This is a genomic window from Novosphingobium sp. BL-S-33, from assembly GCF_056857025.1.
In genome coordinates, this window is sequence record NZ_CM166474.1 from 3567242 (window position 1) to 3591454 (window position 24213).

Genomic DNA, 24213 nt, shown 5'->3' on the forward strand with positions numbered 1-24213 from the left:
AACGCGAAGCGTCCTTCCGCAAATTCGGACTTTGCCAAAGCGAAAAAATGTTCCAAGGTGCAAGGCGAAGGGCCGTTCTCGGCCTTAGCGGCGTTGGGAGAGAGCGCGCCGAGGGGAGCTTAAACCTCCTCCGGCGCGCCGAATCTTCGCAATTGCAGCATGAACTTGATACCTCGAATCGGCGCCCCTGTCCTGCGAAAAAGCAGACAGGGGCGCAGTTCGTTCAGGCCTGCAACACAGCTCTCCGCGCCAATCTTTGCGCAGTCGCAGCATAAATCGTATCATCTTGAAGCGTAAGCGAAAGGCGCAGGTGATTCGCGGAAGAATCCCTTCTCGAACATCGGCGTCCCGGCCCATCGGACTGGACAGATGCCCGATATCGAGTGCGACGTCCTCATTGTCGGCAGCGGAATCGGCGGCCTCACCGCCGCCATAGCCGCGCGCATGGCCGGTCTGGACACGCTGGTTATCGAGCAGGACCTGCTCATCGGCGGCCCCTCCTCGCTGTCGAGCGGGATGCTCTGGATGCCCAATAGCCAGTTGATGATCCGCGACAAAGTGCACGATTCGCGCAGCGCCGCATTGGACTATCTCGCCAATTTCGTGGCCGAGGGCGATCGCTCCTCCACGCCTGAGCGCCGCGCCGCTTTCGTCGATGGCGTGGCACCGCTGGTGGCGCTCTACGATTCGCGCGGCATTCCGCTGCACCGCTGCGAGGGGTATCCGGACCATTACGACACCCTCCCCGGCGGCCATGCCGAGGGACGCGCCGTGGAAACCTCGGTGATCGACGCGGAGCGGCTCGGCACCTGGCGGCGCAGGATCCGGCCGCAGAGCCTGCCGATTCCCGCCCGCGCCTCCGAGCTTGCCCGTCTCAGCCGCGCCACGACGTGGGAGGGCCGCCTGGGCTCGGCCCGCCTGCGCTGGCGGCGGCTTGCCGGACGGGTCCGCGCGCAGCAGCTGTTCACGGCAGGCGCCGCGCTTCAGGCCCGCCTCCTGCTCAGCGCGCTGGAACTGGGGGCCGAGATCCGCACCCGCGCGGCGCTGATGGCGCTTGAAAGCGAGCGCGGCCGGGTGACCGGCGCCATGATCGACTGCGAAAGCTGGCACCGGCGGGTGCGGGCGCGCCACGGCGTGGTCATCGCCAGCGGCCGCGTCGCGCCGAATGCAACGCAGCCCGCTCCCGGCGAGGGCGCCGGCGATGCGGTGGCGGCGATGGAAGGCCTCGGCGCGGGAACCGCGTGGATGAGCGACGCCTGGCGCTTCGTGCGCCCGGCGTCCGAGCATGTCACACCGGCATTGATCGTGCTGCCGGGGCTTGCAAAGCCGCACCTCGTGATCGTGGATGCGGCGGGGGGCCGCTTCGTCAACGAGGCTGCGCCGCCGATGGAGGTGGGCCGGGCCGTTCTTGCCCGGGAAAGCCTGGTGAGCGGCATCCCGGCGGCATGGGCAGTGCTCGATGCCCGCCACCGCGTGCACTACCGCTTCGGCCCGCTCCCGCCCGGCCCGGTCCCGCGCCAGCAGTTGCAGAACGGCACGGTGGTAAGGGCCGCCTCGCTCGACGCGCTCGCCCATGCGTGCGGGATCGATCCGGCCGGTCTGGAGGCAACGGTCACGCGCTGGAACGCGCTGGCCGCACGCGGGGAGGACTCCGATTTTGCCAAGGGCGTCTCGGCCTACAACCGCTATTACGGCGACCCGCGCCATCAGCCCAATCCCTGCATGGGGTCGATCTCGCGCGCGCCGTTCTTCGCCATTCCGCTGCGCTCCGAAAGCCTTGGCACCTGCGGCGGCGTGCTGGTGGATGCCCATGCCCGCGTACTACGCGACGACGGACGGCCGATTGCCGGGCTCTACGCCATCGGCGGCTGCACCGCGCCGCTTTCCGGCCCCAACGACATTGCCCCCGGTTTCGCGGCGGGCGTCGGCGCGGTGTTCGGGATGATTGCCGTGCGCCACATGGTCGGATAGGCGGGCGGCTCCATCCTCCACGACAGGTTCCCCTTGCTCCGCTTTTCCCGCCCCGACACCGCACAGGCGCGCTTGCTCTGGTCCATCGCCCTGCCCGCGATGCTGACCAATCTGGCGACCGCGCTGTTCGGGCTGGCGGACATGTGGGCGATCGGCAGGCTGGGCGACGCCCCGGCGCAGGGCGCGGTGGAACTGGGCGCCAAGTTCATGATGGCGCTGCTCAACGTCTTCAACTTCCTGCGCACCAGCACCGTGGCGCTCACCGCGCAAGGGTCCGGACGCGGCAATGCTCAGGCGCAGGCAGCCACGTTGGCGCGCGCGATGGCGGTGGCGCTGGGGATCGGCACATTGCTGATCGCCGCGATGCCGCTGGCGATCCCGCTCGGTCTGGACCTGCTGGATGCCAAGGCGGCGGTGCGCGAGAGCGCGCAGCACTACATCGCCATTCGCTATTGGGCTGCGCCGCTGTGGCTGGGCAATTGCGTGCTGGTGGGGTGGCTGATCGGCCAGCGACTGGTGCGCCATGTGCTGGTGGTGGAAGTGACCGCCAATGCCGTGCACATCGCGCTGGACCTGTTCCTGGTGCTGGTGGTGCACTGGGGCGTTGCCGGCGTGGCGACGGCGACTTTGACGAGCGAAGCGTTCAAGTTCCTCCTCCTTGCCGCCATCGTGCTCAACCGCCCTTCGGCGCGTGCCGCCTTCACCGCGATGCGCCGCCGGGTGACGTGGCGCCGCGCCGATCTGGCCGCGCTGTTCGCCCTCAACCGCGACCTGTTCCTGCGCACGCTGCTGTTGACGGCGGTGCTCCTGCTGTTCGCCCGCACCGGCGCGCAAGGCGGGCCGGTGACGCTGGCGGCCAACGGCATCCTGTTCCAGCTGTTCATGCTGGCCACGCTGATCCTCGACGGGTTCGAAAGCGCCGCGCAAGTGCTCTGCGGAGAGGCGCTTGGCGCCGGCGAGCGATCCCGCTTCAACGCCGCCGTACGCGCCGCGCTGCTCTGGGGCGGGGTGACGGCGCTGGTGCTGACGCTGGGCTATGTATTCGGCGGAGAGGTGCTGGCCGCACGCTTCAGCACCGATCCAGCGGTGATCGCCCGTGCCGCGCAATTCGTGCCATGGGTCATGGTGCTGCCCATCGCCGGCTATGCGTCCTACGTGCTGGACGGCGTCTTTGTCGGCGCGGGATGGACGCGGGCGATGCTGGGAACGATGGCCGTCTCCATGGCGATCTACGGCGCGCTGATCTGGCTGCTCCATCCGCTGGGCAATGCGGGATTGTGGACCGCCTTCACCCTGTTCTTCGTGGCCCGCGCGGGTAGCCAGTTGGCCGTGCTGCCACGCAAGGTACGGGCCAGCTTCAGCGCTTCCTGAAAACGACCGTAAGGTTGTTGGCCGGCATCTCGATCACGCGTTCGAGAGCAAACCCGTGCGCATCGGCCTCCCTCGCGACCTCTTCCAGCAGGCGCAGGCCCCATGCCGGATTGCGGCGCTTCAGATCCTCGTCGAAAGCGGCATTGCTCGGCTCGATCGCATGGCCTTCGCGGCGGTAAGGGCCGTAAAGCACCAGCGCTGCACCCGTGGCCAACAGCCGCCCCGCTGCTGCCATCAGACCCTCGGTCGCCGCCCAGGGGCTGATATGGATCATGTTGATGCAGACCAGCGCATCGGCATGCGAAACCGGCCATTCCGCGGCAGCCGCATCGATTTCCAGCGGAGCGAGGAGGTTCGGCACGCTCTCCGCCTCCCGCCACGCCTCGATCGAAGTGCGGGCATCGGCATCCGGATCGCTGGGCTGCCAATCAAGATGCGGCAAGCCGCGCGCGAAGTGGACGGCGTGTTCGCCGGTGCCGCTGGCCACTTCCAGCACCGTGCCCGATGCCGGCAGGACATCGCGCAGCACGTCGAAAATGGGATCGCGATTGCGGGCGACGGCGGGTGCGGTGCGGCGAAGATCGGACATGGCACGGGCGTAGCCCCGGCACATCATGCCTGCAAGACGCTCACTCCCACAGGCCGAGCGTGTCCATGTCGTCAGGCTCGGGGATGCAGAGCTGAAGCTGGAAGAACTTGCTGCCGATGTGCTTGCGCAATGCGGCACGGCTGACGGCTGAAGAAAAGCGGGGTCCCGTCTACGCTGGGACGACGGGGATCAGGGCGGGCTGTCAAAAAAGCTAAGCGCCCACCTCTCCTGCAGCACCGGCCCACTCCCCCACCCGACCTCCCTGCAGGACACAATCTGGGAGGTCGGGTGGGGGAGTGGGCCGGTGCTGCAAGCCTTCGACGGATGTCGGAGGCGCACTCAACAAAAAAGCCGCCGACGCCGGGGGATGGGGGGAGGCGTCGGCGGCTTGACCGGTCGGCGGGCTAAGGCGGTTTAGTGCCCGCCGGAGGCCGGCTTCGCACCGCGGGGGGGACGCGGTGCAATCCAGATCGTGCAGGCGGCGATGAACAGCAGGATCGCGCAGAGTGCGAAGACATGCACGGTTCCCAGCGCCGTTCCCTGCGCAGTAACGAGGTTGGCAAGCGTCTGGCGCGCCTGTTCCATGGAGAGCCCTGCCCCCTGGAGCTTGTCCATGGTCTGCTGCGCCCCGTTCATCGAGGCAGCCATGTCCGCCCCGTTGGCGCGGCCCATGTCTTCCCAGATCGTCGTCACCAGTGCGGTGGCGATGGCGCTGGCAAGCGTGCGTCCGAAGTTGGCGATGCCTGCAGCACCCGCCGTCTCATGCGGCAGCACCGAGGCCAGACTGATCGTGGTGAGCGGCACCATGAACAGCGAGACGCCGACGCCCTGCACCAGTTGCGGCCAGGCGATAGTCCAGAACGGCACTTCGGTAGACCAGCTGGTACGGAAGATCGCGCAGATGCCGATCCACGAGATGCCGATGAACACCAGCAGGCGCGGATCGAAGCGCTGCATCAATTTGGGCACGAAAGGCGATGCGATCACGGCCAGCACGCCGGAGAAGGCCATCGCCTCCCCCGCCTGGGTGGCGGTGTATCCCATCGAGGTTTGGAGCCATTGCGGAATCACCACGACCGAGGCGAAGTAGGTGCCGAAAGCGATGGTCAGTGAGAACGTCGCCGCCGAGAAGCCGCGATGGCGGAAGACTTTCAGGTCCACCACCGGATGTTCCTCGGTCAGTTCCCAGATCACGAATGCGATGAAGAACAGCACCGCGATCACCGCCAGCGCGACGATGAAGGGCGAACCGAACCAGTCCCGCTCGCGCCCAAGGTCCAGCATCATCTGGAACGCGCCGACCCAGCAGATCAGCAGCAGCAGGCCGACGACGTCGATCGGCAGCTTGCGCGTGGGCGTCTCGATCCCGCGCAGCATCGTGAACAGGCCGAAGAAGACCAGCGCCACGATCGGCACGTTGATGAAGAAGATCCACTCCCATGACCAGTTGTCGGAGATGTAGCCACCGACGATCGGGCCCGCGATCGGGGCGGTGACGACCGTCATCGCCCACATCGCCATGGCGCGCGGATGCATGTGCTTGGGGAAGATGCGCAGCAGCAGCGTCTGCGTCAGCGGCATCAGCGGACCGCCGCAGAAGCCCTGCCCCAGGCGGAAGACTACCAGCAGCGGGAACGTATGCGCGATGCCGCAGAGCGCGGAGAACACGCCGAAGCCGATCAGCGAGAGCAGGAACACCCGCAGACTGCCAAAGCGGCCCGAGAGCCACCCGGTCAGCGGCACGCAGATTGCCTCCGCCACCGCGTAGGACGTGATCGCCCAGGTGCCGTTCGACACCGAGACGCCAAGACCGCCCGAGATGTGCGGGATCGAGACGTTGGCTATCGTCATGTCCAGCACGACGACGAAGTTGGCCATCGCCAGCAGGAAGCCGGCGATCAGCAGCCGCGCACCGGTGAAGGTGCCGTCTTGCCCTTCGCTCCCTGGCGCCCCGGCTGCGGGGGGAGCGCCGGCCATCAGTTGCCGCCCGTCAGATCGATCTCGGCATCCATCGAAAGACCGATACGCAGCGGATGCTTCTGGAGATCCTTGGGATCGAGTTCGATGCGCACCGGCAGGCGCTGCACCACCTTGATCCAGTTACCCGTCGCGTTCTGAGCCGGAATCAGCGAGAACGCCGCGCCGGTGCCGCCCGCGAAGCCCACGACCTTGCCGTGGAACTTCACGCCCGAACCGTAGAAGTCGGACGTCAGCGTGGCGTTCTGTCCCGGACGGACGTTGCCCAGCTGCGTTTCCTTGAAGTTGGCGTCGACATAGAGTTCGTTCACCGGAACAATCGTCATGGCGACGGAGCCGATCTGAACCTTCTGGCCGATCTGGATCGCGCGCTTGGCGATCACGCCGTCGATCGGCGCGCGCACCACGGTACGTTCGAGATCGAGCTTGGCCTGGTCCAGCTTGGCCTGCGCCTGCCGGATCTGCGGCGCGGTGCTGGTCGTGGTGCCCTGCGTGATGGCGACGGCGGCGTCTTCCTGACGGCGGGCGCTGATCGCGTTGGCCTGCATCTGGGCCAGCCCTGCATGGGCTTCGCCTTCGGCAGCCTTGGCCGAGGCCAGCGCCTCGCGGGCAGTGGTCAGGTCCTCTGCGGAGACGGCGCCGCTGCCGACCAGCGCGGCACGGCGGCTATAGTCCGCCTGCGCCTTGGTCAGCGTGGCCTGTGCGGAAGCGAGCTTGGCCTTGGCCGAATTGATCTCCGCCTCGCTGGCTTCGGCCGAAGCGCCCAGCGCCCGGTTGTTGGCAAGCGACTGGCCATACGTGCGCTGCGCGGAAGCCAGCTCCGCCTCGGCCTGTTCAAGCGCGATGCGCTGGTCCTTGTCCTCGATACGGAACAGCAGCTGGCCCTTCTTGACCGGCTGCGTGTCGGTAACGAGCACTTCGATCACCCGGCCCGACGTGAGCGGCGTGACTTGTGCGTTGTCGCCGCTGACATAGGCGTTGTCGGTCGAGACCGAGCGGCCGCCGATGAAGAATTCATAGGCGCCATAGAGCACCGCGACGCCGACGACCGCAGCGCCAAGACCCAGCAGCAACGGCTTGCGGCGTTCCTTGCCTAGCACGCTCCCCGAATCGGCGTTTTCTTGTGCAGGCGAACCCTGCGCTTCGTCAGTCATTGTCAGCGGCCTTCTTGCTGGAATTGTCTTCGTAACCGCCGCCGAGAGCGCGCTTGAGCGCGACGTCTTCGGCCAGCGTCCGGAAATGGGCATCGACCGCCTGCTGGCGGGCATCGAGCGCGGTTGTCTGGGCCGTCAGGGCATCGAGATAGTTGCCGATGCCGCCGTGATAGCGCTGGAACGCAAGGTCCTGCGCGCGGGCGGACTTGGCTCCGGCCTCTGCCGAAGCCTGTTCCTGCACGAGGGCCGCGTCACGGCTCGCCAGAGCGTCCGCAACATCCCGAAGCGCGCCGGCCACGGTCGAATTGTAGTTCGCCACGGCTTCGTCGTAGGAACCGCGCGCCTGCGTATAGCCGCCCTTGAGCCGGCCGCCCTCGAAGATCGGCAGGCTGATCGCGCCGGTGCCATTGCCGTAGGTCGAACTGCTCTTGAACAGGTTCGAGAGGCCAAGCGACTGCAACCCGATCAGGCCGGAAAGCGAGATATCCGGCATGAACGCGGCCTTGGCGGCACCGATCCGCTTGTCCGCCGCTTCCGCGCGCAGACGCGCGGCAACGATGTCCGGGCGGCGGCCGACAAGCCCGATCCCGGCGTCACCCGGAATCGCGACAACGGGGATCGCGGCAATCGAAGTAGGCGTGATCGAGAGCCCGCGATCCGGCCCGGCGCCCAGCAGCACGGCCAGTGCATGGCGGCGCAGCAGGATCTGCTCGTCATTGGCGGAAAGTGCCGCGCGCGCCGAGGCGGCGAGCGCTTCGGCCTGACGCAGCGGGGATTCGTCGTCCAGTCCCTGGCGCATGCGCTGGCCGGAAAGGTCGACCAGAGACTCGCGTGCCTTCACCGCGTCCTTCAACGCCTCGCCCCGCGCGAGCAGGCGGGCAAGGTCGAAGTACGAGGACACGACGTTGGAAGAGATCATCAGTTCGGCCTGCCGGGCATCGGCCTCGGTGGCCATCTGCTCGGACGTGGCGGCCGCAAGCTGCTTGCGGTTCTTGCCCCAGAGGTCGAGGTCGAAATCGCCCGAAAGCGCGAGCGAGCCGGTGCTCTTCCAGCCGTGCGGCACGAATTCGGCGGGAATGCCGTTGTTGTAGCTCTGCTTGGCCATGCCGGCGGAGCCCTGCCCGTTCACGCTCGGCAAAGTGGCCGCGCCGGCCACTTCGGTCGCGCCGCGCGCCTGCAGGATGCGCGCCTGTGCCACGGCGACATCCGGCGAGCCGGCCAGAGCCTCCGTCACCAGCGCATCAAGCTGCGGATCGCCATAGGCGGTCCACCACTGCTGCTGCGGCCAGGCGGCATTGGCCTGTTGCGAGGACAGCGATTGCGCACTTTCCAGCGTTGATGGGGCGCGCATCTGCGGCTTGGGCCCAAGATCGGGCACTGCACAGGCGGACAGCGAAAGGCCGACGACCAGCAACGAGGCTGCCGCGACTCGGGGGGAGAGGATCGTACTCATCAGTACAGTTTTTATCGACCTCGGCCTTGCCTGTGTCAATCGGAAAGCGTACTATGCAGTACTGAGATGACAAATACGGGTAAGAGAGAACTCAACAAGGCCAGAAAGCGGGCGGAGATCGTCGAGGTGGCGACCCGATCGTTCTTCGAACGCGGCTATGGTGCCACCAGCATGTCGGCGATTGCCGACGAGTTGGGCGGCTCGAAAGCCACGCTCTGGGCCCACTTCGCCTCGAAGGAAGACCTGTTCGCCGCCGTGGTGGACAACAAGGTCGAAGCCTTCTCCAAGGACGTGGACGAAGTGCTGACCAGCCAGTCGTTCTCGTTTTCCGCGCTGCGCCGTGCGTGCCTGCGCTTCCTCGACTGCCTGCTGCGTGAGGATTCGGTGCAGCTTTTCCGCCTCGTCGTCAGCGAGGGGGAGCGCTTCCCCGAGATCACCGAAATGTTCTATTCGCGCGGCCCGGAGAAGTTCCGAAGCTGCGTCACCCGGTTCTTCGCCACGTCCTTCTCCGAGGCGGAAGCACAGCGGCTGACCCTGCTGATCGTCTCTGCGATGGTCGGTTACCGCTCGGACGTGCTGATGCGCCCGGTCAAGCCGACCTTGCGGGACCGCGAGGGATTCGTGGACAATGCCATCGGCCTGATCGACTGGCCGCGCCCCTCCCCCGCCCGCAGCGAAGCGGCCTGAACGGCCGCGCTGCGCCGCTTCAACCGCAGACATGACGCCCGCCCGAACCCCGTTTGCGCGCTTAAATTGAACACTGTCTATTTTTTAAATTGAACGTCGTTCAATTCCGTGTGAAGAAAGACTGCGACAACGAATCGCAGGCGGTTTAACCGCCTGCAAAGTCCTTGAAGTCCAAGCGGTCCATTCAATCACGGGGATACGGGCGTGGCGGCACCAGACTTTTCATTGCTTTCGAAGCGGCGTTTTGCGCCGATGTTCTGCGTCCAGTTCCTTGGCGCCTTCAACGACAACCTGCTGAAATACGCGATGCTGCTGCTGGCCAATTACGGCCTGCTGCGCGACGCGCCGGACAAGGCGGGGATGCTCTCGGTGGTGGCGACGGGGCTGTTCACGCTGCCCTATTTCCTGTTCTCCGCCCTCGCCGGCCAGATCGCGGACCGGATCGACAAGACAAAGCTGGTCCGCTGGATCAAGCTGGCCGAAGTGGGGATCATGGGCCTCGCGCTGGTCGGATTCGCGTGGGAATCTATCCCGGTCCTGCTCGCAAGCCTGTTCATGATGGGCCTGCATTCCACTGTGTTCGGCCCGGTGAAGTACTCGATCCTGCCGCAGCACTTGTCCGAACGCGAAGTCATGGGCGGCACCGGCCTGATCGAGGCGGGCACTTTCCTGGCGATCCTTGGCGGACAGCTTCTGGCCGGGCAGGTCGTGCCATGGGAAGGGGGGCTCGTCGCCATGGGGCTCGCAGTGCTGGGCTGGGTCGCCGCGCAGGCGATCCCGCCCGCACCGCCCAGCCGTGACGGCCATCCGATCGATTGGAACATCGCGCGCGGAACCTGGGCTGTGCTGGTTGCCGCCCATCGCGGCCGCGGGGTATGGCTGGCGGTGCTGGGCATCAGCTGGTTCTTCACGGCGGGCGCGATCCTGCTGACCGAATTCGTCCCGCTCGTCTCCGACACGCTGCAAGCGCAAAAGGAAGTGGCGACGCTGTTCCTCATCGTCTTCTCGGTGGTCATCGCACTTGGCTCGATGACGGTGAACCGCATGCTCAAGGGCGAAGTGTCCGCGCGCTACGTGCCGGTGAGCGCGCTGATGCTGTCCATCGGCCTGATCGACCTCTGGCTCTCCACCCGCGCATTCGTGCCCACCGTGATCGACGCGACCGTGCGCCAGTTCGTGGCCAATCCGCAGTCGTGGAAGATCTTCGCCGACTTGGTGGTGATCGCCTTCTCGGGCGGCATGTTCATCGTCCCGCTCTATGCGATCCTCCAGATTCGCTCGGCGCCGGAGGAACGCTCGCAGGTCATTGCCGCCAACAACATCCTCAACGCAGGCATGACCGTGATCGCTATCGCCATCGTGGCCGCCCTGCTGGCGAGCGGCGTGAGCGTGCCCGGCGTCATCGGCGTGCTCGGCTTCGCGACGCTGGTGGTGGCGGTGATCTCGATCTGGCTGCTGCCGGAAACGCTGTTCAAGGCCGTGATCCGCGCGGTGCTCAAGGTGCTCTACCGCGTCGAGGTGACGGGCATGGAGAACACGCCGAAGCCCGGCGAACCGGCCGTGGTCGTGGTCAACCATCTCTCCTACCTCGACGGTCTGCTGCTGGGCGCGTTCCTGCCCGGCAAACCGACGTTCGCGGTCCACACTGCCATCGCCAAAAGCTGGTGGATCCAGCCCTTCCTCAAGCTGTTCCGCGCCTTCCCGGTCGATCCCACCAATCCGATGGCGGCCAAGGCGATGGTCCGCGCCGTCAAGGAAGGCCGGACCTTGGTGATCTTCCCCGAAGGCCGCATCACCGTGACCGGCGCGCTGATGAAAGTGTTCGACGGTCCCGGCATGGTGGCCGACAAGGCCGACGCGCCGATCATCCCCGTCCGTCTGGACGGGCCGCAGTACACCCCCTTCTCCCACCTCAAGGGCAAGGTCCGCCAGCGCTGGTTCCCCAAAGTCTCGATCGAAGTGCTGCCCGCGCGCCGTTTCTCCATCGAGGGCGAGATGACCGCCCGCCAGCGCCGCGCCATCGCCGGCCGCCGTCTCTATGACGAGATGAGCCGGATGATCTTCGACACCAGCCATACCGACCGCACGCTGTTCGCCGCGCTTTGCGAAGCGCGCGCGGTCCACGGCGGCAAGACCAAGGTGGTGGAAGACATCAAGCGCACGCCGCTGGCGTACAACCGCCTGATCCTGGGCGCCGAACTCTTGGGCGAACGGCTTGCCTATCGCACCCGCCCGGGAGAGGCGGTGGGGCTGCTGCTGCCGAACGTCAGCGGCGTCGCCCTCGCCTTCTTCGCGCTTCAGGCCGAGGGACGCGTGCCCGCCATGCTGAACTTCACGGTGGGTCAGGCCAGCCTCGTTTCCGCCTGCACGACCGCGAAGATCGAAACCGTCGTTACCGCACGCGCCTTCGTCGAACAGGGCAAGCTGGACGCCGTGATCACCGCGCTGGACGCGGACGGTCGCAAAGTGCTCTACCTCGAAGACCTGGCCGCCGAAATCGGCACCGCCGCCAAGCTCTGGCACATGTTGACCGGCCGTCTTGCCGCCAGCCGTCATGCCCGTCGCAAGGTTTCGCCCGATGCGCCGGCGGTGATCCTGTTCACCTCGGGCTCCGAAGGCGCGCCCAAGGGTGTGGTGCTAAGCCACCGCAACCTGCTCTCCAACTGCGCGCAGCTGGCCGCGCGGATCGACTTCAACCCTGCCGACGTGGTGCTGAACGCGCTGCCGGTGTTCCACTCGTTCGGCCTGACCGGCGGCACATTGCTGCCGCTGCTGAACGGCATCCGCACCGTGTTCTACCCCAGCCCGCTGCACTACCGCATCGTGCCCGCGCTCGCCTACGACGCCAACGCCACGATTATGTTCGGCACCGACACCTTCCTCTCCGGCTATGCCCGCATGGCGCACAGCTATGACTTCTACTCGCTGCGCTACATCTTTGCCGGCGCGGAGAAGGTGCGCGAGGAAACCCGGCGCACCTATGCCGACAAGTTCGGCCTGCGCATCCTCGAAGGCTACGGCGCCACCGAGTGCGCGCCGGTTATCGCGGTGAACACACCGATGCACTTCAAGGCGGGCACGGTCGGCCGGATGCTGCCGGCGATGGAAGCGCGGCTTGAAGAGGTCCCCGGCATCGCCGAAGGTGGCCGTCTCTATGTGCGCGGGCCGAACGTCATGGCCGGATACCTGCTGGCCAGCGAGCCCGGCGTGCTCCAGCCGCCCGCCGAGGGCTGGCACGACACCGGCGATATCGTCACCATCGACGAGATCGGCTTCGTCACCATCCGCGGCCGCGCCAAGCGCTTTGCCAAGATCGCGGGCGAAATGGTCTCTCTGCCGGCCGTCGAGGGTTATGCCGCCAAAGTCTGGCCCGATGAGGAAAGCGCCGTGGTCACCCGGCCGGATGCCAGGAAGGGCGAGCAACTGGTACTCTACACCACCGCCAAGGGCGCGGATCACAAGGCGCTTCAGGAATGGGGCCGCGCCAACGGCATTGCCGAACTGATGATCCCGCGTGACATCCGGGTGCTGGATGCCCTTCCCGTGCTCGGCACCGGCAAGCTGGATTATGTGACGCTGACCGAGATGGCAAAGGTAGCCGAACTTCACGCGATGGAGACGGAATAACCCCTCAAACACAACCTCGTCGCCCCCGCGAAGGCGGGGGCCCCGCTTTTGAGTTCATGCGGAGAGGTGGAGCACTACACTGCGTCTCCGTGCCTCCGCGTCTCCGCGCGTACCGAAAAAGAGAAGCGGGATCCATACACATCCGCCAACGGTTGCCCCGCCCTTATCGCCGGTTTAAAGGCGCGGGCATGACCCAGGCTCTCCCCCCGATCCTCGTCGTCACCACGGGTGGCACTTTCGACAAGCAGTATTTCGACGCCCTCAGCGAATACCAGATCGCCGAGAGCGTGATCGAAAAGCTGCTCAAGACCTCGCGCGTCGCCCATCCGTTCCGCGTGGTGGAACTGCTGCGCAAGGACAGCCTCGAACTCACCGACGAGGACCGCGCCCTCATCCGCGCCACCATCGCCGCCGCGCCGGAAAGTCACGTTGTTGTCACCCACGGCACCGACACCATGACCCACACCGCCCAGGCGCTCGACGGTCTGGAAGGCAAGACGGTGGTGCTGACCGGCGCCCTCGCCCCCGCGCGCTTTGCCGAGAGTGATGCCACGTTCAACCTCGGCATGGCTTTCGCCTGCTGCCAGTCGGCCCAGCCCGGCGTGTGGATCACGATGAGCGGCTCGGTGTTCAACGGCCTTCAGGTCCGCAAGGACCGCGAAGCGGGAAAATTCGTAGCGATTTGAAGCGATTTGAGGCCCAAGCCAGCCTCGACCTGACGAAAACCTCCCCGCAATCGTTATCGGCAGCCTGTTTTAAGGGCTTCGACGGAATGCGCCCTTGGCAAGCTGCAAACGCGCCTTGGCCCAAAGTATGACGCTAGAGGTACGCAACTTGCGCGAAGTGGACACCGTGGGCCGCCTTGGCGGCGACGCGTTCGCGCTGCTGCTGCAGGACGTGGACGACGAGGACAACGCCTCTGCTCTCGCCGCCAAGCTGGTGCGGCTGATCGAGCAGCCGATCGTCCACGAAAGCCGGGTGATGCATGTCGGCGCCTCGCTGGGCATCGCGCTCTGCCCGCAGTGCGGTTTCTCGCCCGCCGGACTGCTCTCGGCGGCGGACGATGCCATGTACGAGGCCAAGCGCGGCCTTGCCAAGCTGGCCACCTGGCAGGAAGGCATGCCCTCGCACCCGCCGGTTGATCCCAAGTTCATGCTGGAGGAACTGGAAGCCGCCATCGCGCATGTCACGCTGCAATGGCACTGGCAGCCTAAAGTGGACATGCGCGACGGCCGCCTGCTCGGGTTCGAGGCGCTGGTGCGGTGGAACCACCCGCGCATCGGCAATATCCCCGCCGACCAGCTGATCCGCGCGGTGGAGCACAGCCCGCTACTGGAAACCTTCACCCACCAGTGCATCGACAAAGTGCTGGAACAGTTCGCGCAGATTCAGGACAAGGTGGACGGCGCCTCGATCTCGATCAACCTTTCCGCCCGGATGCTGGAGCGCCCAAGCTTCGTCGACGGTCTGGTCGACATGGTGAACTGCCACCGCATCGATCCCCGGCGGGTGACGCTGGAACTGACCGAGACGGCGCTGATCACCAACCCGTCACAAGCCCGCCGCGTGGTGGAGCGCCTGCGCGAGAACGGCATCGCGCTTTCGATCGACGGCTTCGGCGCGGGCTTCACGTCGTTCGGCTACTTGCGCGATTTCGCGATCAGCGAGATCAAGATCGACCGCTCGTTCATCCAGCGCTTCACCGAAAACCGCTTTGACCAGTCGCTGGTGAACAGTCTGGTGGTGCTCTGCGACAGCCTCGGCATCCCTTTGGTGGCAGAGGGCGCGGAGAATGAGGAAATCCGCAACCTGCTGGTCTCGCTCGGCTGCTACAACGGCCAGGGCTACGGCATTTGCCGCCCGATGCCCTACGAGGACGTGCTGGACGGATGGAAGGCTGGCAGGAGAACACGCCGTTCCGTCAGTTGAATGCCTGAGGGGTTGAGTTGTCGCTTGGGTCCGGCATGTACGGAAGGGGAGTCAGACTGCCAAAGTCATCCCGTCGCCCCGTGCAGGCGGGGGCCCCGCTTTTCTTTGCCCCGTTACAGAAGAAAGCGGGATCCCCGCCTACGCGGGGATGACGAAGAGAAAGCCACTGAATTCACTTCCCCACCCCGCTCATCCTGAGCTTGTCGAAGGATGTTGAACCAGCGCCGCCGGGGGCTTCGACAAAGCGGATTTGAAGAGTTGGGATTATGGGTGAGCGGACGTGCTGGCTTCACCATCCACCGCCCCAATATTCTGCGATAGCGCCAGCGGCAAAGCCAACTCCGATAGCAAGGATGAATACGCCGTAGCCGGTAAGTGCTTTGCGCATGTAACCCGCGTGCTTGTCTAACTTCTTGAAACCGCTTGCCCACATTGGAAACCAATAGCGGCTCGCGTAGACGTGAGCGGCGACACCAACACACCAAGCGCAGATGAATACCACTTCCATGCTCTTTGCGAGAAAAGTCATCCCGCTTTTTTCGCACGGCGCTTCGAAGTCCGCAATGTCGGCGCTTCCAGACGGTCCGCTCCCTGCCTCCTCCAAACCTCACCAGTCCGGTAGCTTCCTAAGCTGGTTGTTGCAAAACCCGCCCCGGTGATACTTCCCCGCCAGAGCGCATAGTTTCTGGACCCGCCGCGCAACCTTCGCGATCTTCCGCCGCAATAACCGTGGAGAGGAGCGCGGCATGAGCGACGAAACCGCAGCAGCCATCAGTGCCGTCAGGCGCGACTGGGTGACCGAGCATCGCGAGATGTACTTGGGCTCGGGCGGCGCGCAGGGCCATATCGTGGACATCACCCCCGTCGGCGGGCGCAAGTTCGCGACGCATTGCCTGGTGAAATACACCGGCCGCAAGAGCGGCAAGGTCTTCATCACCCCGCTCTGCTATGCCGATATCGGCGGAGAAGTCGTGATCTGCGGCTCCAAGGGCGGCGCCGATACCCACCCGCAGTGGTACCTGAACCTCGTCGCGGACCCGCAAGTCGAATTCCAGATCGCCACACAGGCCTTTCGCGGCACCTGGCGCGAGCCGGAAGGCGCCGAGCGCCAGAAAGTCTGGGACTTCTTCATCGACTGCCACCCCTTCTATGCCGACTATCAAAAGTCGACCGACCGCGTGCTGCCGCTGATCCTGCTGAAAGGCGATGAGGAAATCCCGGTTTTCAAGCTCGAGGACGCGACCGGCACCCGCACCGCCTGACCCTAATTCCAGACCAACCCAGCGGCCGCCTCGCCGCCCAAGGACACGCATCCGATGAACGCTACCGCCACAGCCACGCTCGACTGCTCCGATATCGACCAGTACCTCGGCAAAGTCATGGACTTCTCGCCCCTGCGCGAGCCGATTGCCGCCAACGACATCCGGCGCTGGGTCCATGCGATGCATTTCCCCAACCTCGTCCATTTCGACCCAGACTATGCGGCGGCCAGCCGCTGGGGCGGCCTTGTCGCGCCGCAGAGCTTCCCGATCGCCACCGATGACGGCCACGGCGCCGCGCCGGCCTGCGTGGGCTGCATTCCCAATTCGCACTTGCTGTTCGCGGGCGACGAATGGTGGTTCCACGACACCCGCATCAAGGCGGGCGACGTGATTACCAACACCCGCATTCCCTTCGATTATGTCGTCAAGGAAACCGGCTTCGGCCCCACCTGCTTCCAGCGCGGCGACAACAACTACACCAACCAGCATGGCGAACCGATCGCCACGCAGCGCTCCACCGCCTTGCGCTACAACGCTCATGCCGGCGGCGCGGCGGTCAATCCGGCCGACTTCGACGATCCCGAGTGGACCGACGAAGCGGTGGCGGACATCGAGGCGCGCGTCTTCGCCTGGGTGAAGATGCTGCACGACCTTGGCCACAAGGAACGCTGGTGGGATGACGTGCAGGTGGGCGATCAGCTTCCCGAACGCGTGTTCGGCCCGCACTCGCTGGCCAGCTTCGCCACCGAATGGCGCGCCTATATCGTCAACACCTGGGGGACGATGAACTTGCGCAAGAACGATCTCGAAGCCCTTGGCTTCACGCGCGAGATGGCCGGGTACGAGAACGATCCGGACATGATGAAGGAGAACCCCTTCCTCACCGACGGCGCCTATTACGGCCCCTCACGCGGGCACCTGTTCCCCAAGTATGCCCGCCGCATCGGCATGCCGCGCGGTTATGGCTATGGCGCGTCGATGGGCTCCTGGGTGACCGACTACCTTTCGGGCTGGGCGGGCGAGCATGGCATGCTGGTCCACTCCGTCTCCAACTATCGTGGCCCGGCGCTGACCGGCGACGTGACGATCCAGACCGCCGAAGTGACCGAAAAATCGGTCGATGCAGAGGGTCGCCACCTCATCCACGTCAAGCACCTGATGACGAACCAGCGCGGCGTGAAGATGTGCCTCGGCACCGCCGAAATCGCGCTGCCCAAGAAGGCGTAATTTCGCCTGACGATGGAAAAGGCTGGGGTTGGCACACAGCCCCAGCCTTCCATTTCCGTCATTCTATGCAGGTTGCAACGCGCCGCCCGAAGACACCGTATCCACGCGGCCCGCGATCCAGATCGAACCATCGGGTTCTCGGGTGCAGTGGACCAGACCGTCCGCGCCCACCTTGCGGCCCTGTGCGGCGACATAGCCGCCCTCGACCAGCCCCGCTCCGAACAGATACTGCGCCACGGCGGCGTTGAGGCTGCCCGTCACCGGGTCCTCCACCATGCGTCCTTGCGGATCGGCGAAGAACGCACGCACCTCGAACTGCGCGGGACCGCCGGGCGCACAAGGCCCCAGCAGCGCGACATCGGTTCCCTTCGGCGCCTTCGCAACCGGCTCGGCGGCCAGCACGGCCCCCGAACTCGCCAGATGCAGCAGCTTCCAACCCGGCCCATTGGCGGCATGAACGGCCGCGACAACGGTCTGGGGATCGGCACCGGAAAGCCGGATCGTCTCCGCCCGCTCCGCTTCGTCAAGCGGACCTTCGCGCAGCAGCCGGGGCGCACGGAAAGCCAGCATGCCCTGTTCCTGGCGCACCTCGACCAGTCCTATCCCGCATTCCTGCACGATCCGACCGGGCACTTTCGGCACCCCGCCCGCTGCCAGCCAGGCATGGGCGGAACCCAGCGTCGGATGCCCTGCGAACGGCAATTCGCCCGCCGGATAGAAGATCCGGACGCGGTAGTCGGCCGCCGGATCGGTCGGCGGCAGCAGGAAGGTCGTCTCCGAAAATCCCAGCCAGCGCGTCAGCGCCTGCATCTGCCCGGTATCGAGTTCCTCGCCCCCGCGCACCACGGCCAGCGGATTGCCGCGCAGCGCGGCCCCTGCAAATACGTCGACCAGATCCAGTAACATTTGCGCCATGATTGCCGCCCTCTTCGCTTCGTCGTAGACGGGCCCCGGACCACCCCTCGCACAGCGCTGGCGCCGTGCCGTTAATCGGAAGTTTTGGAGCCTAATTCCACGATGACGGTTAGGTCCTCGGACGAACAATTCCAATAAGGAACAATCTGATGAAGAAGCTTCTGCTCGCGCTCACCATGGCGGCCGCAGTCGCCCCCATGGCAGCACCGGTGTCGGCAGATCCGCCGCGCCACGACGATCGTCGCGGGCATGACAATCACCGTCCGAACGATCCGTACTATCGCGGACCCGACGGGCACCGCCCGCCGCCGCCGCCCCCACCGCGCAACAACATGTACGATTCGCACGGCTACTATCGCAATCCGCACCGCATCACCCGCAATGACCACGTGTGGCGCGGCCGTGACGGGCGCTACTATTGCAAGCGCGACAACGGCACCACCGGTCTCATCATCGGCGCCGGCGTAGGCGCGCTGGCCGGCCACCAGATCGCCGGCAATGGCGACCAGACGCTCGGTGCGATCCTCGGCGGCGTCGCCGGCGGCGTGCTCGGCCGCGAGATCGATCGCGGCGATCTGCACTGCCGTTGACCCGGAACCGGCCCGCCACCGCGCGGGCCGGAACCCACGTTCGGGCGCCCGGTCGAACAGCCGATCGGTTACCGCGACAGCTTCCCGGCACTCTGGCACGACCGCGCCGCGCTGGACGAAATCCTCGCCAAGCTGGCCGGCGCGACACCCAGCACTTTCGGAAAATTCAAGATAAAGTAACGGCTTGATGGCCGCGATGCTTCGGCGCGCCTGAAACCGGCCGGCCATGCATCGGTTCGAATACATGCAACGAAATATTTCGAACGCAGGCCGTGCAAAAGCATTCGCCGCCCTCAAGCAACGTTCCGTCGCTTAAAATCGCGAAAATCGATTTGTTCATCTTGGGTTGAAGTGATCGGCGCGAAGACGGGGCTCGGTCGCCAAATAGAATTTTCATCTCGGAGGACACTTTGCGTAAAACCCTGATCGCCGCCACCATTGCCACCATGGCAGTTCCGGTCGGCATGTCGATTTCCGAAACCGCCGAAGCGCGCGGTCGCGGCCCCGAATATCACCACACCAACAATGGCATCCGCTACTGGCGCGGCAACGACGGCCGTTACCGCTGCACGAAGTCGAACGGCACCACCGGCCTGCTGATCGGCGGCGTTGCCGGCGCCCTGATCGGTCGCTCGATCGACACCCGCGGCGATCGCGCCACCGGCACGATCCTCGGCGCCGGCGCTGGTGCGCTGCTCGGTCGCTCGATCGATCGCAACAACAGCCGCCCGCGCTGCGGCTGATCTCAGACTGATCGGGCCGGTTGGCCCATAGATCGATGGGGGGCGCGCCGGCGAAAGCCGGCGCGCCCCTTCTTGTTTTACGGTGTTGTTCTGGCGCCATTTACCGGCGCCCGGTTTCATGGGCTGAAATATTCTGAAATCCGCAACTCACATGAAGGCCTCAGGGCCTTGCCCCATGGCAACCGTTCTTGAGACCCCCGCTCTGGACAGGACCGCCGGTACCACCGGCCTGAACCGGATCATCGCTTCGGCCTTCGGCGTGCGCCTCGTCAGCGACGTGCCCGAACGGTTGTCCCGCTTCGGACTGCGCCCTCTGCTGGATGCCAAGCGCCGTCAGCGGCTCAATCGGATCCGCATGAGCGGCCTGTTGTTCATCCATGTTCCCAAGAATGCCGGCACCTCGATCAGCGACCGGCTCTACGGCGCCCAGACCAAGCACGCTTCCGCCATCTATTATGCCCGGGCGGCACCGGACCTGCTGATCCTGCCCAGCTTTGCGATCGTGCGCAATCCGGTCGAACGGTTCCTTTCCGCCTATCGCTACGCCCGCGCAGGCGGAACCTTGCATCGCACGATTTCAGCCCCGTTTCGCGAACGCTACACCGCCTTTCGTTCGATCGACGACGCCATCGACCACCTTGCTGCCGCGCGCAGCCCGTTCGATCTGGATCACGTCTTTCGACCGCAATCGTGGTACTTGCTCGATGCCTGTGGCCAACTGGCGGTTGACCGGCTGATCCCCTATGAGCGGATCGGTGAAATCGGCAGGCTGCTGCGCCGGCCGGATCTGGAGAACCTGCCGCAGTTCAACTGCTGCGAAACAGCGTGCGAACTGCCGGGACGCGCCCAGCTCGATTTCCTCCACCAGTTCTATGCTGACGATTTCGCCTTGCGCGAAAGGGCTCTGAAAGCCGGCGCACCGCTGCTGACGCCCTGATCCGGACGCCCGGTTCAAGGGGGCCGGTTCAGGGGGCCAAGTTCAAGGGCCGGCCGTTGGCAGTTCGCGCCGCACTTTGCGGCAGAGGCGAAAAATCAAAGCATTGCTCTGTGCATAGGGGCCTTTCCTAAGCCGCCGTACTATGCTCCTATGCTGGCGATGTTCATGCGGAATCCCCCCTTCCTGACATATCGGAATTGCCCCGTTTCGGCTCCGGCCGGGCAGGCCCGGGGATTTTCACCTGAACCGTGTCAACTGTGTCAACCGGGCCATCAGACGGGGGCCTGCGCTTGACCGAGAGGCCGGCAATGCTCGTCACCGGCGGTGCCAAGCGGATCGGCGCGGCCATCGCCCGTGCCTATGGCTCGGCGGGCTGGCATGTCGTGATCCACTACGGCAACTCCCGCGAACAGGCTCAGGCACTGGCCTCCGAACTGCCCAGCGCCGAAATCGTCAGCTGCGAACTGGATGACTGGAACGCGGGCCCCGCGATGGTCGAACAACTCGCCGCGCGCCTGCCCCGCTGGCGCGTGCTGGTGAACTGCGCGGGCATGTTCGATCTCGACACCGCCGAGGCGCTTGTCCCGGCGACGTTCGAGAAGGCCATGCGCGTCAACGCGGGCACTCCGGCCCGGCTGGCGCAGGCGTTCCTCGCCCATGCGCGCAGCCCGGAAGGCCGCCGCGTGATCCACGTGACCGACCAGAAGCTACTCAATCCCAATCCGGACTTCTTCTCCTACACGATGAGCAAGCACGCGCTCGCCGCGACAGTGCCGATGCTCTCGATGGCCCGCCCGCGGGCGGAAGACCGGATCTACGCGCTCGCACCCGGCGCGATCCTCGCCAGCCACGACCAGAGCGAGGCCGAGACCGAAGTGTCGCACCGGATGAACCTGCTTCACCGCAAGACCACACCCGAAGACGTCGCCGACGCGGCGCTGTTCCTCTCGCAGGGATGGCTCGCAAGCGGGGAGACGCTTTTCGTCGATTCCGGACAGCACCTGCTCGCGCAGCCGCGCGACGTGCTGTTCCTTGCACGGCAGTAAGGGAGGCGCTGCCCGATTTCTCGCCTTCGCATGCGGCATTCGCACGCGAACCTTCTTGTTCCGGGCCGGCGCGCCCACTCACAAATGGCTGATGGCAATGGGAATTCTCGATCGCTTTCTCGAACGCGGGGTCCGCAGCGGCACGCTCGAACTGACCCGGCCGGACGGGAGCGTAAAACGCTTCGGTAAACCGGTCGCCGGTTACCCCGATGTCCGCATCCGCTTCGCGGACGCCAAGGCCGAACGCCAGATCCTTACCGATCCCCGTCTCGGCGCGGCGGAAACCTACATGGACGGCAAGCTCACTGTCGAAAACGACGACATCATGGGGCTGGTAGAACTGCTGCGCGCCAACTCCAGATGGGACAAGGGCGGCGAACTGCACGAACAGTCTGCCCTCAAGAAAGTGACCGGAAAGCTCGTCACGCTGGTCGACGGCATCAACAAGGCCACCAGCGCCAAGAAGAATATCGCGCATCACTACGACATCGGCAACGAACTCTACAATCTGTTCCTCGACATCGAACACATGCAGTATTCCTGCGCCTATTGGCCGGAAGAGAACATGACGCTGGAGCAGGCGCAGACCGCCAAGCTCGCCCATATCGCCGCCAAGCTCGCCCTCGCCCCGGGCCAGCGCGTGCTGGACATCGGCTGCGGGTGGGGCGGCATGGCGATCTACCTCGCGAAGAATGCGGACGTTTCGGTGCTCGGCATCACGCTGAGCGAGGAGCAGCTTGCCCTGGCGCGCGAGCGGGCGCAGCAGGCGGGCGTGGCGGACAAGTGCACGTTCGAACTGGTCGACTACCGCGACCTTGCCGCCCGCGGCGAGAAGTTCGACCGGATCGTTTCGGTCGGCATGTTCGAACATGTCGGCCAGGCGCAGTTCGCACAGTTCTTCAAGGCCTGCGGTACGCTCCTGCCCGACGACGGCGTGATGCTGCTCCACACCATCGGGCGCATGGGCGGCCCCGGCGCCACCGATGCCTTCACACGCAAGTACATCTTCCCGGGCGGCTACATCCCCGCGCTGAGCGAGACCGTGGCGGCGAGCGAAAAATTCCGCATCATCGCCACCGATGTCGAGAACCTGCGGCTTCATTACGCGCTCACCCTGCGCGAATGGTACAAGCGCTGCGTCGCCAATCGCGAAGCGATCATTTCGATGATGGACGAGCGATTCTACCGCATGTGGATCTTCTACCTCTCGGGCGCCACCGCCGCGTTCGAGAGCGGAGGCATGTGCAACTATCAAATTCAATACGCCCGTAATCGCGGTACGCTGCCGATCACGCGCGACTACATGGGCAAGGCCGAAGCCGCGCTTCCTAACCGCTGAGGGACATCTCTCACCCCGCCCGCCGTTGCGCGTTATTGCACTGGGGGGCGGGGGCTGTTAGGCGCGCGAGCCGAATCCAGCGCATTTCTGCGGAGCCCGTTCCCATGTCCGACAGCATCAAGAAGGTCGTCCTCGCCTACTCCGGCGGCCTCGACACCAGCGTCATCCTCAAGTGGCTTCAGGTCACCTACAACTGTGAAGTGGTGACCTTCACGGCCGACCTCGGCCAGGGTGAAGAACTCGACCCCGCCCGCGCCAAGGCCAAGATGATGGGCCTGCCGGACGAGAACATCTACATCGACGACCTGCGCGAGGAATTCGTGCGCGACTTCGTCTTCCCGATGATGCGCGCCAATGCCCGCTATGAAGGCGACTATCTCCTCGGCACCTCGATCGCCCGCCCTCTGATCTCCAAGCGCCTGATCGAAATCGCGCACGAGACCGGCGCCGACGCGGTCGCGCATGGCGCCACCGGCAAGGGCAACGACCAGGTTCGCTTCGAACTCTCGGCCTACGCGCTCGATCCGAACATCAAGGTCATCGCCCCCTGGCGCGAGTGGGACTTGACCAGCCGCACCGCCCTCATCGCCTGGGCCGAGCAGCACCAGATCCCCGTTCCCAAGGACAAGCGCGGCGAAAGCCCGTTCTCGACCGACGCGAACCTCCTCCACACCTCGTCCGAAGGCAAGGTTCTGGAAGATCCGTGGGAAGAGACCCCCGACTACGTCTACTCGCGCACCGTAAACCCGGAAGACGCGCCGAACGAGCCGGAATACATCACCATCGACTTCGAGAAGGGTGACGGCGTCGCGCTCAACGGCGTGGCCATGAGCCCCGCCTCGCTCCTCACCGCGCTCAACGAACTCGGCCGCAAGCACGGCATCGGCCGCCTCGATCTGGTCGAGAACCGCTTCGTCGGCATGAAGTCGCGCGGCATGTACGAGACGCCGGGCGGCGAGATCTACGCCCGCGCCCACCGCGGCATCGAGCAGATCACGCTCGACCGCGGCGCCGCGCACCTCAAGGACGAGCTGATGCCGAAGTATGCAGAGCTCATCTACAACGGCTTCTGGTTCGCCCCGGAGCGCGAGATGCTTCAGGCCGCCATCGACCACAGCCAGGCCCGCGTGAACGGCACCGTTCGCCTCAAGCTCTATAAGGGCAATGCCTCGGTCGTCGGCCGCAAGTCCCCGGACTCGCTCTACTCCGAACGCCACGTCACGTTCGAGGACGATGCCGGCGCTTACGACCAGAAGGACGCAGCCGGTTTCATCAAGCTGAACGCCCTGCGACTCCGCCTGCTGGCCCAGCGCGATTCCAAGTAAATACCTTCGGATTCGGCCTTCCGAATCCTTTCAACGTCTTAACGACATAGGGCGGCCCGTTGCCAAAGTGC

General features: G+C 65.4%; 20 protein-coding genes. 14 read left to right on the top strand and 6 right to left on the bottom strand.

The annotated features are described in order from the left end of the window. Positions 1-369 precede the first annotated feature (369 nt). On the top strand, positions 370-1971 hold the full coding sequence (locus AC1VVM_RS16470; RefSeq protein ID WP_482955523.1) for an FAD-dependent oxidoreductase: 1602 nt from the start codon (positions 370-372) through the stop codon (positions 1969-1971). 33 nt (positions 1972-2004) lie between these two features. Continuing rightward, positions 2005-3342 (top strand): MATE family efflux transporter, encoded by a 1338-nt coding sequence (locus AC1VVM_RS16475; RefSeq protein ID WP_482904679.1) that lies wholly within the window; start codon positions 2005-2007, stop codon positions 3340-3342. Here AC1VVM_RS16475 and AC1VVM_RS16480 read toward each other — a convergent pair. From AC1VVM_RS16480 to AC1VVM_RS16495, 4 genes are all read right to left on the bottom strand, one after another. After that, positions 3329-3931: a DUF938 domain-containing protein gene (locus AC1VVM_RS16480; protein ID WP_482904680.1), complete on the bottom strand. Its 603-nt coding sequence runs from the start codon at positions 3929-3931 to the stop codon at positions 3329-3331. The two genes, AC1VVM_RS16475 and AC1VVM_RS16480, sit on opposite strands and share 14 nt — an antisense overlap. 414 nt (positions 3932-4345) lie before the next feature. Next, positions 4346-5908, bottom strand: a complete 1563-nt coding sequence (locus AC1VVM_RS16485) for a DHA2 family efflux MFS transporter permease subunit (protein ID WP_482904681.1) — start codon at positions 5906-5908, stop codon at positions 4346-4348. Continuing rightward, positions 5908-7062, bottom strand: coding sequence for an EmrA/EmrK family multidrug efflux transporter periplasmic adaptor subunit (locus AC1VVM_RS16490; RefSeq protein ID WP_482904682.1), 1155 nt, complete (start codon positions 7060-7062; stop codon positions 5908-5910). The genes AC1VVM_RS16485 and AC1VVM_RS16490 overlap by 1 nt, the downstream gene beginning before the upstream one ends. After that, positions 7055-8515, bottom strand: a complete 1461-nt coding sequence (locus AC1VVM_RS16495) for an efflux transporter outer membrane subunit (protein WP_482904683.1) — start codon at positions 8513-8515, stop codon at positions 7055-7057. The genes AC1VVM_RS16490 and AC1VVM_RS16495 overlap by 8 nt, the downstream gene beginning before the upstream one ends. Before the next feature lie 66 nt (positions 8516-8581). Here AC1VVM_RS16495 and AC1VVM_RS16500 point away from each other — a divergent pair, with 66 nt between their 5' ends. From AC1VVM_RS16500 to AC1VVM_RS16515, 4 genes are all read left to right on the top strand, one after another. Further along, positions 8582-9202 carry a TetR/AcrR family transcriptional regulator gene (locus AC1VVM_RS16500; RefSeq protein WP_132386765.1) on the top strand — a complete coding sequence of 207 codons (621 nt, stop codon included), beginning with the start codon at positions 8582-8584 and terminating at the stop codon, positions 9200-9202. Between the two features lie 204 nt (positions 9203-9406). Further along, a complete protein-coding gene (locus AC1VVM_RS16505; protein ID WP_482904684.1) occupies positions 9407-12829 on the top strand; it encodes an acyl-[ACP]--phospholipid O-acyltransferase in 3423 nt (1140 codons plus the stop codon). Positions 12830-13017: 188 nt separating this feature from the next. Continuing rightward, positions 13018-13515: an asparaginase domain-containing protein gene (locus AC1VVM_RS16510; RefSeq protein WP_132386767.1), complete on the top strand. Its 498-nt coding sequence runs from the start codon at positions 13018-13020 to the stop codon at positions 13513-13515. A 127-nt stretch (positions 13516-13642) separates the two neighbouring features. Beyond that, positions 13643-14758, top strand: coding sequence for a putative bifunctional diguanylate cyclase/phosphodiesterase (locus AC1VVM_RS16515; protein WP_482955524.1), 1116 nt, complete (start codon positions 13643-13645; stop codon positions 14756-14758). Positions 14759-15047: 289 nt separating this feature from the next. Here the strand turns inward: AC1VVM_RS16515 and AC1VVM_RS16520 are convergent, their stop codons facing one another. Further along, positions 15048-15287, bottom strand: coding sequence for a hypothetical protein (locus AC1VVM_RS16520; RefSeq protein WP_132386771.1), 240 nt, complete (start codon positions 15285-15287; stop codon positions 15048-15050). Positions 15288-15504: 217 nt separating this feature from the next. Between AC1VVM_RS16520 and AC1VVM_RS16525 the strand changes: the two genes are divergently transcribed. Further along, positions 15505-16020 carry a nitroreductase/quinone reductase family protein gene (locus AC1VVM_RS16525; protein WP_482904686.1) on the top strand — a complete coding sequence of 172 codons (516 nt, stop codon included), beginning with the start codon at positions 15505-15507 and terminating at the stop codon, positions 16018-16020. Between the two features lie 54 nt (positions 16021-16074). Further along, a complete protein-coding gene (locus tag AC1VVM_RS16530; protein ID WP_482904687.1) occupies positions 16075-17247 on the top strand; it encodes an FAS1-like dehydratase domain-containing protein in 1173 nt (390 codons plus the stop codon). A 63-nt stretch (positions 17248-17310) separates the two neighbouring features. Here the strand turns inward: AC1VVM_RS16530 and AC1VVM_RS16535 are convergent, their stop codons facing one another. After that, a complete protein-coding gene (locus tag AC1VVM_RS16535) occupies positions 17311-18153 on the bottom strand; it encodes a PhzF family phenazine biosynthesis protein (protein WP_482905119.1) in 843 nt (280 codons plus the stop codon). Between the two features lie 158 nt (positions 18154-18311). On the opposite strand from AC1VVM_RS16535, the gene AC1VVM_RS16540 reads away from it, so the two are divergent. The 6 genes from AC1VVM_RS16540 (at position 18312) to AC1VVM_RS16565 (ending at position 24142) form a co-directional block, all read left to right on the top strand. Then, the gene (locus AC1VVM_RS16540; RefSeq protein ID WP_482904688.1) at positions 18312-18752 is read left to right on the top strand and encodes a glycine zipper 2TM domain-containing protein; all 441 of its coding nucleotides are present in this window, start codon (positions 18312-18314) and stop codon (positions 18750-18752) included. Between the two features lie 410 nt (positions 18753-19162). Beyond that, positions 19163-19495: a glycine zipper 2TM domain-containing protein gene (locus AC1VVM_RS16545; protein WP_482904689.1), complete on the top strand. Its 333-nt coding sequence runs from the start codon at positions 19163-19165 to the stop codon at positions 19493-19495. A 175-nt stretch (positions 19496-19670) separates the two neighbouring features. Beyond that, complete coding sequence (locus tag AC1VVM_RS16550) at positions 19671-20432, top strand: sulfotransferase family 2 domain-containing protein (RefSeq protein ID WP_482904690.1); 762 nt, start codon at positions 19671-19673, stop codon at positions 20430-20432. Between the two features lie 308 nt (positions 20433-20740). Continuing rightward, the gene (locus AC1VVM_RS16555; RefSeq protein WP_482905120.1) at positions 20741-21478 is read left to right on the top strand and encodes an SDR family oxidoreductase; all 738 of its coding nucleotides are present in this window, start codon (positions 20741-20743) and stop codon (positions 21476-21478) included. Positions 21479-21575: 97 nt separating this feature from the next. Then, on the top strand, positions 21576-22817 hold the full coding sequence (locus tag AC1VVM_RS16560; RefSeq protein WP_482905121.1) for a class I SAM-dependent methyltransferase: 1242 nt from the start codon (positions 21576-21578) through the stop codon (positions 22815-22817). A gap of 104 nt (positions 22818-22921) precedes the next feature. Continuing rightward, complete coding sequence (locus AC1VVM_RS16565; protein WP_482904691.1) at positions 22922-24142, top strand: argininosuccinate synthase; 1221 nt, start codon at positions 22922-22924, stop codon at positions 24140-24142. The last annotated feature ends 71 nt before the right edge of the window (positions 24143-24213 follow it).

Coding starts and splice junctions, on each gene's coding strand:
- AC1VVM_RS16495 (WP_482904683.1), bottom strand. CDS start 8,515: ATGAGTACGATCCTCTCCCCCCGAGTCGCGGCAGCCTCGTTGCTGGTC.
- AC1VVM_RS16550 (WP_482904690.1), top strand. CDS start 19,671: ATGGCAACCGTTCTTGAGACCCCCGCTCTGGACAGGACCGCCGGTACC.
- AC1VVM_RS16530 (WP_482904687.1), top strand. CDS start 16,075: ATGAACGCTACCGCCACAGCCACGCTCGACTGCTCCGATATCGACCAG.
- AC1VVM_RS16470 (WP_482955523.1), top strand. CDS start 370: ATGCCCGATATCGAGTGCGACGTCCTCATTGTCGGCAGCGGAATCGGC.
- AC1VVM_RS16565 (WP_482904691.1), top strand. CDS start 22,922: ATGTCCGACAGCATCAAGAAGGTCGTCCTCGCCTACTCCGGCGGCCTC.
- AC1VVM_RS16560 (WP_482905121.1), top strand. CDS start 21,576: ATGGGAATTCTCGATCGCTTTCTCGAACGCGGGGTCCGCAGCGGCACG.
- AC1VVM_RS16490 (WP_482904682.1), bottom strand. CDS start 7,062: ATGACTGACGAAGCGCAGGGTTCGCCTGCACAAGAAAACGCCGATTCG.
- AC1VVM_RS16510 (WP_132386767.1), top strand. CDS start 13,018: ATGACCCAGGCTCTCCCCCCGATCCTCGTCGTCACCACGGGTGGCACT.
- AC1VVM_RS16540 (WP_482904688.1), top strand. CDS start 18,312: ATGAAGAAGCTTCTGCTCGCGCTCACCATGGCGGCCGCAGTCGCCCCC.
- AC1VVM_RS16500 (WP_132386765.1), top strand. CDS start 8,582: ATGACAAATACGGGTAAGAGAGAACTCAACAAGGCCAGAAAGCGGGCG.
- AC1VVM_RS16535 (WP_482905119.1), bottom strand. CDS start 18,153: ATGTTACTGGATCTGGTCGACGTATTTGCAGGGGCCGCGCTGCGCGGC.
- AC1VVM_RS16515 (WP_482955524.1), top strand. CDS start 13,643: ATGACGCTAGAGGTACGCAACTTGCGCGAAGTGGACACCGTGGGCCGC.
- AC1VVM_RS16520 (WP_132386771.1), bottom strand. CDS start 15,287: ATGACTTTTCTCGCAAAGAGCATGGAAGTGGTATTCATCTGCGCTTGG.
- AC1VVM_RS16480 (WP_482904680.1), bottom strand. CDS start 3,931: ATGTCCGATCTTCGCCGCACCGCACCCGCCGTCGCCCGCAATCGCGAT.
- AC1VVM_RS16555 (WP_482905120.1), top strand. CDS start 20,741: ATGCTCGTCACCGGCGGTGCCAAGCGGATCGGCGCGGCCATCGCCCGT.
- AC1VVM_RS16525 (WP_482904686.1), top strand. CDS start 15,505: ATGAGCGACGAAACCGCAGCAGCCATCAGTGCCGTCAGGCGCGACTGG.
- AC1VVM_RS16485 (WP_482904681.1), bottom strand. CDS start 5,908: ATGGCCGGCGCTCCCCCCGCAGCCGGGGCGCCAGGGAGCGAAGGGCAA.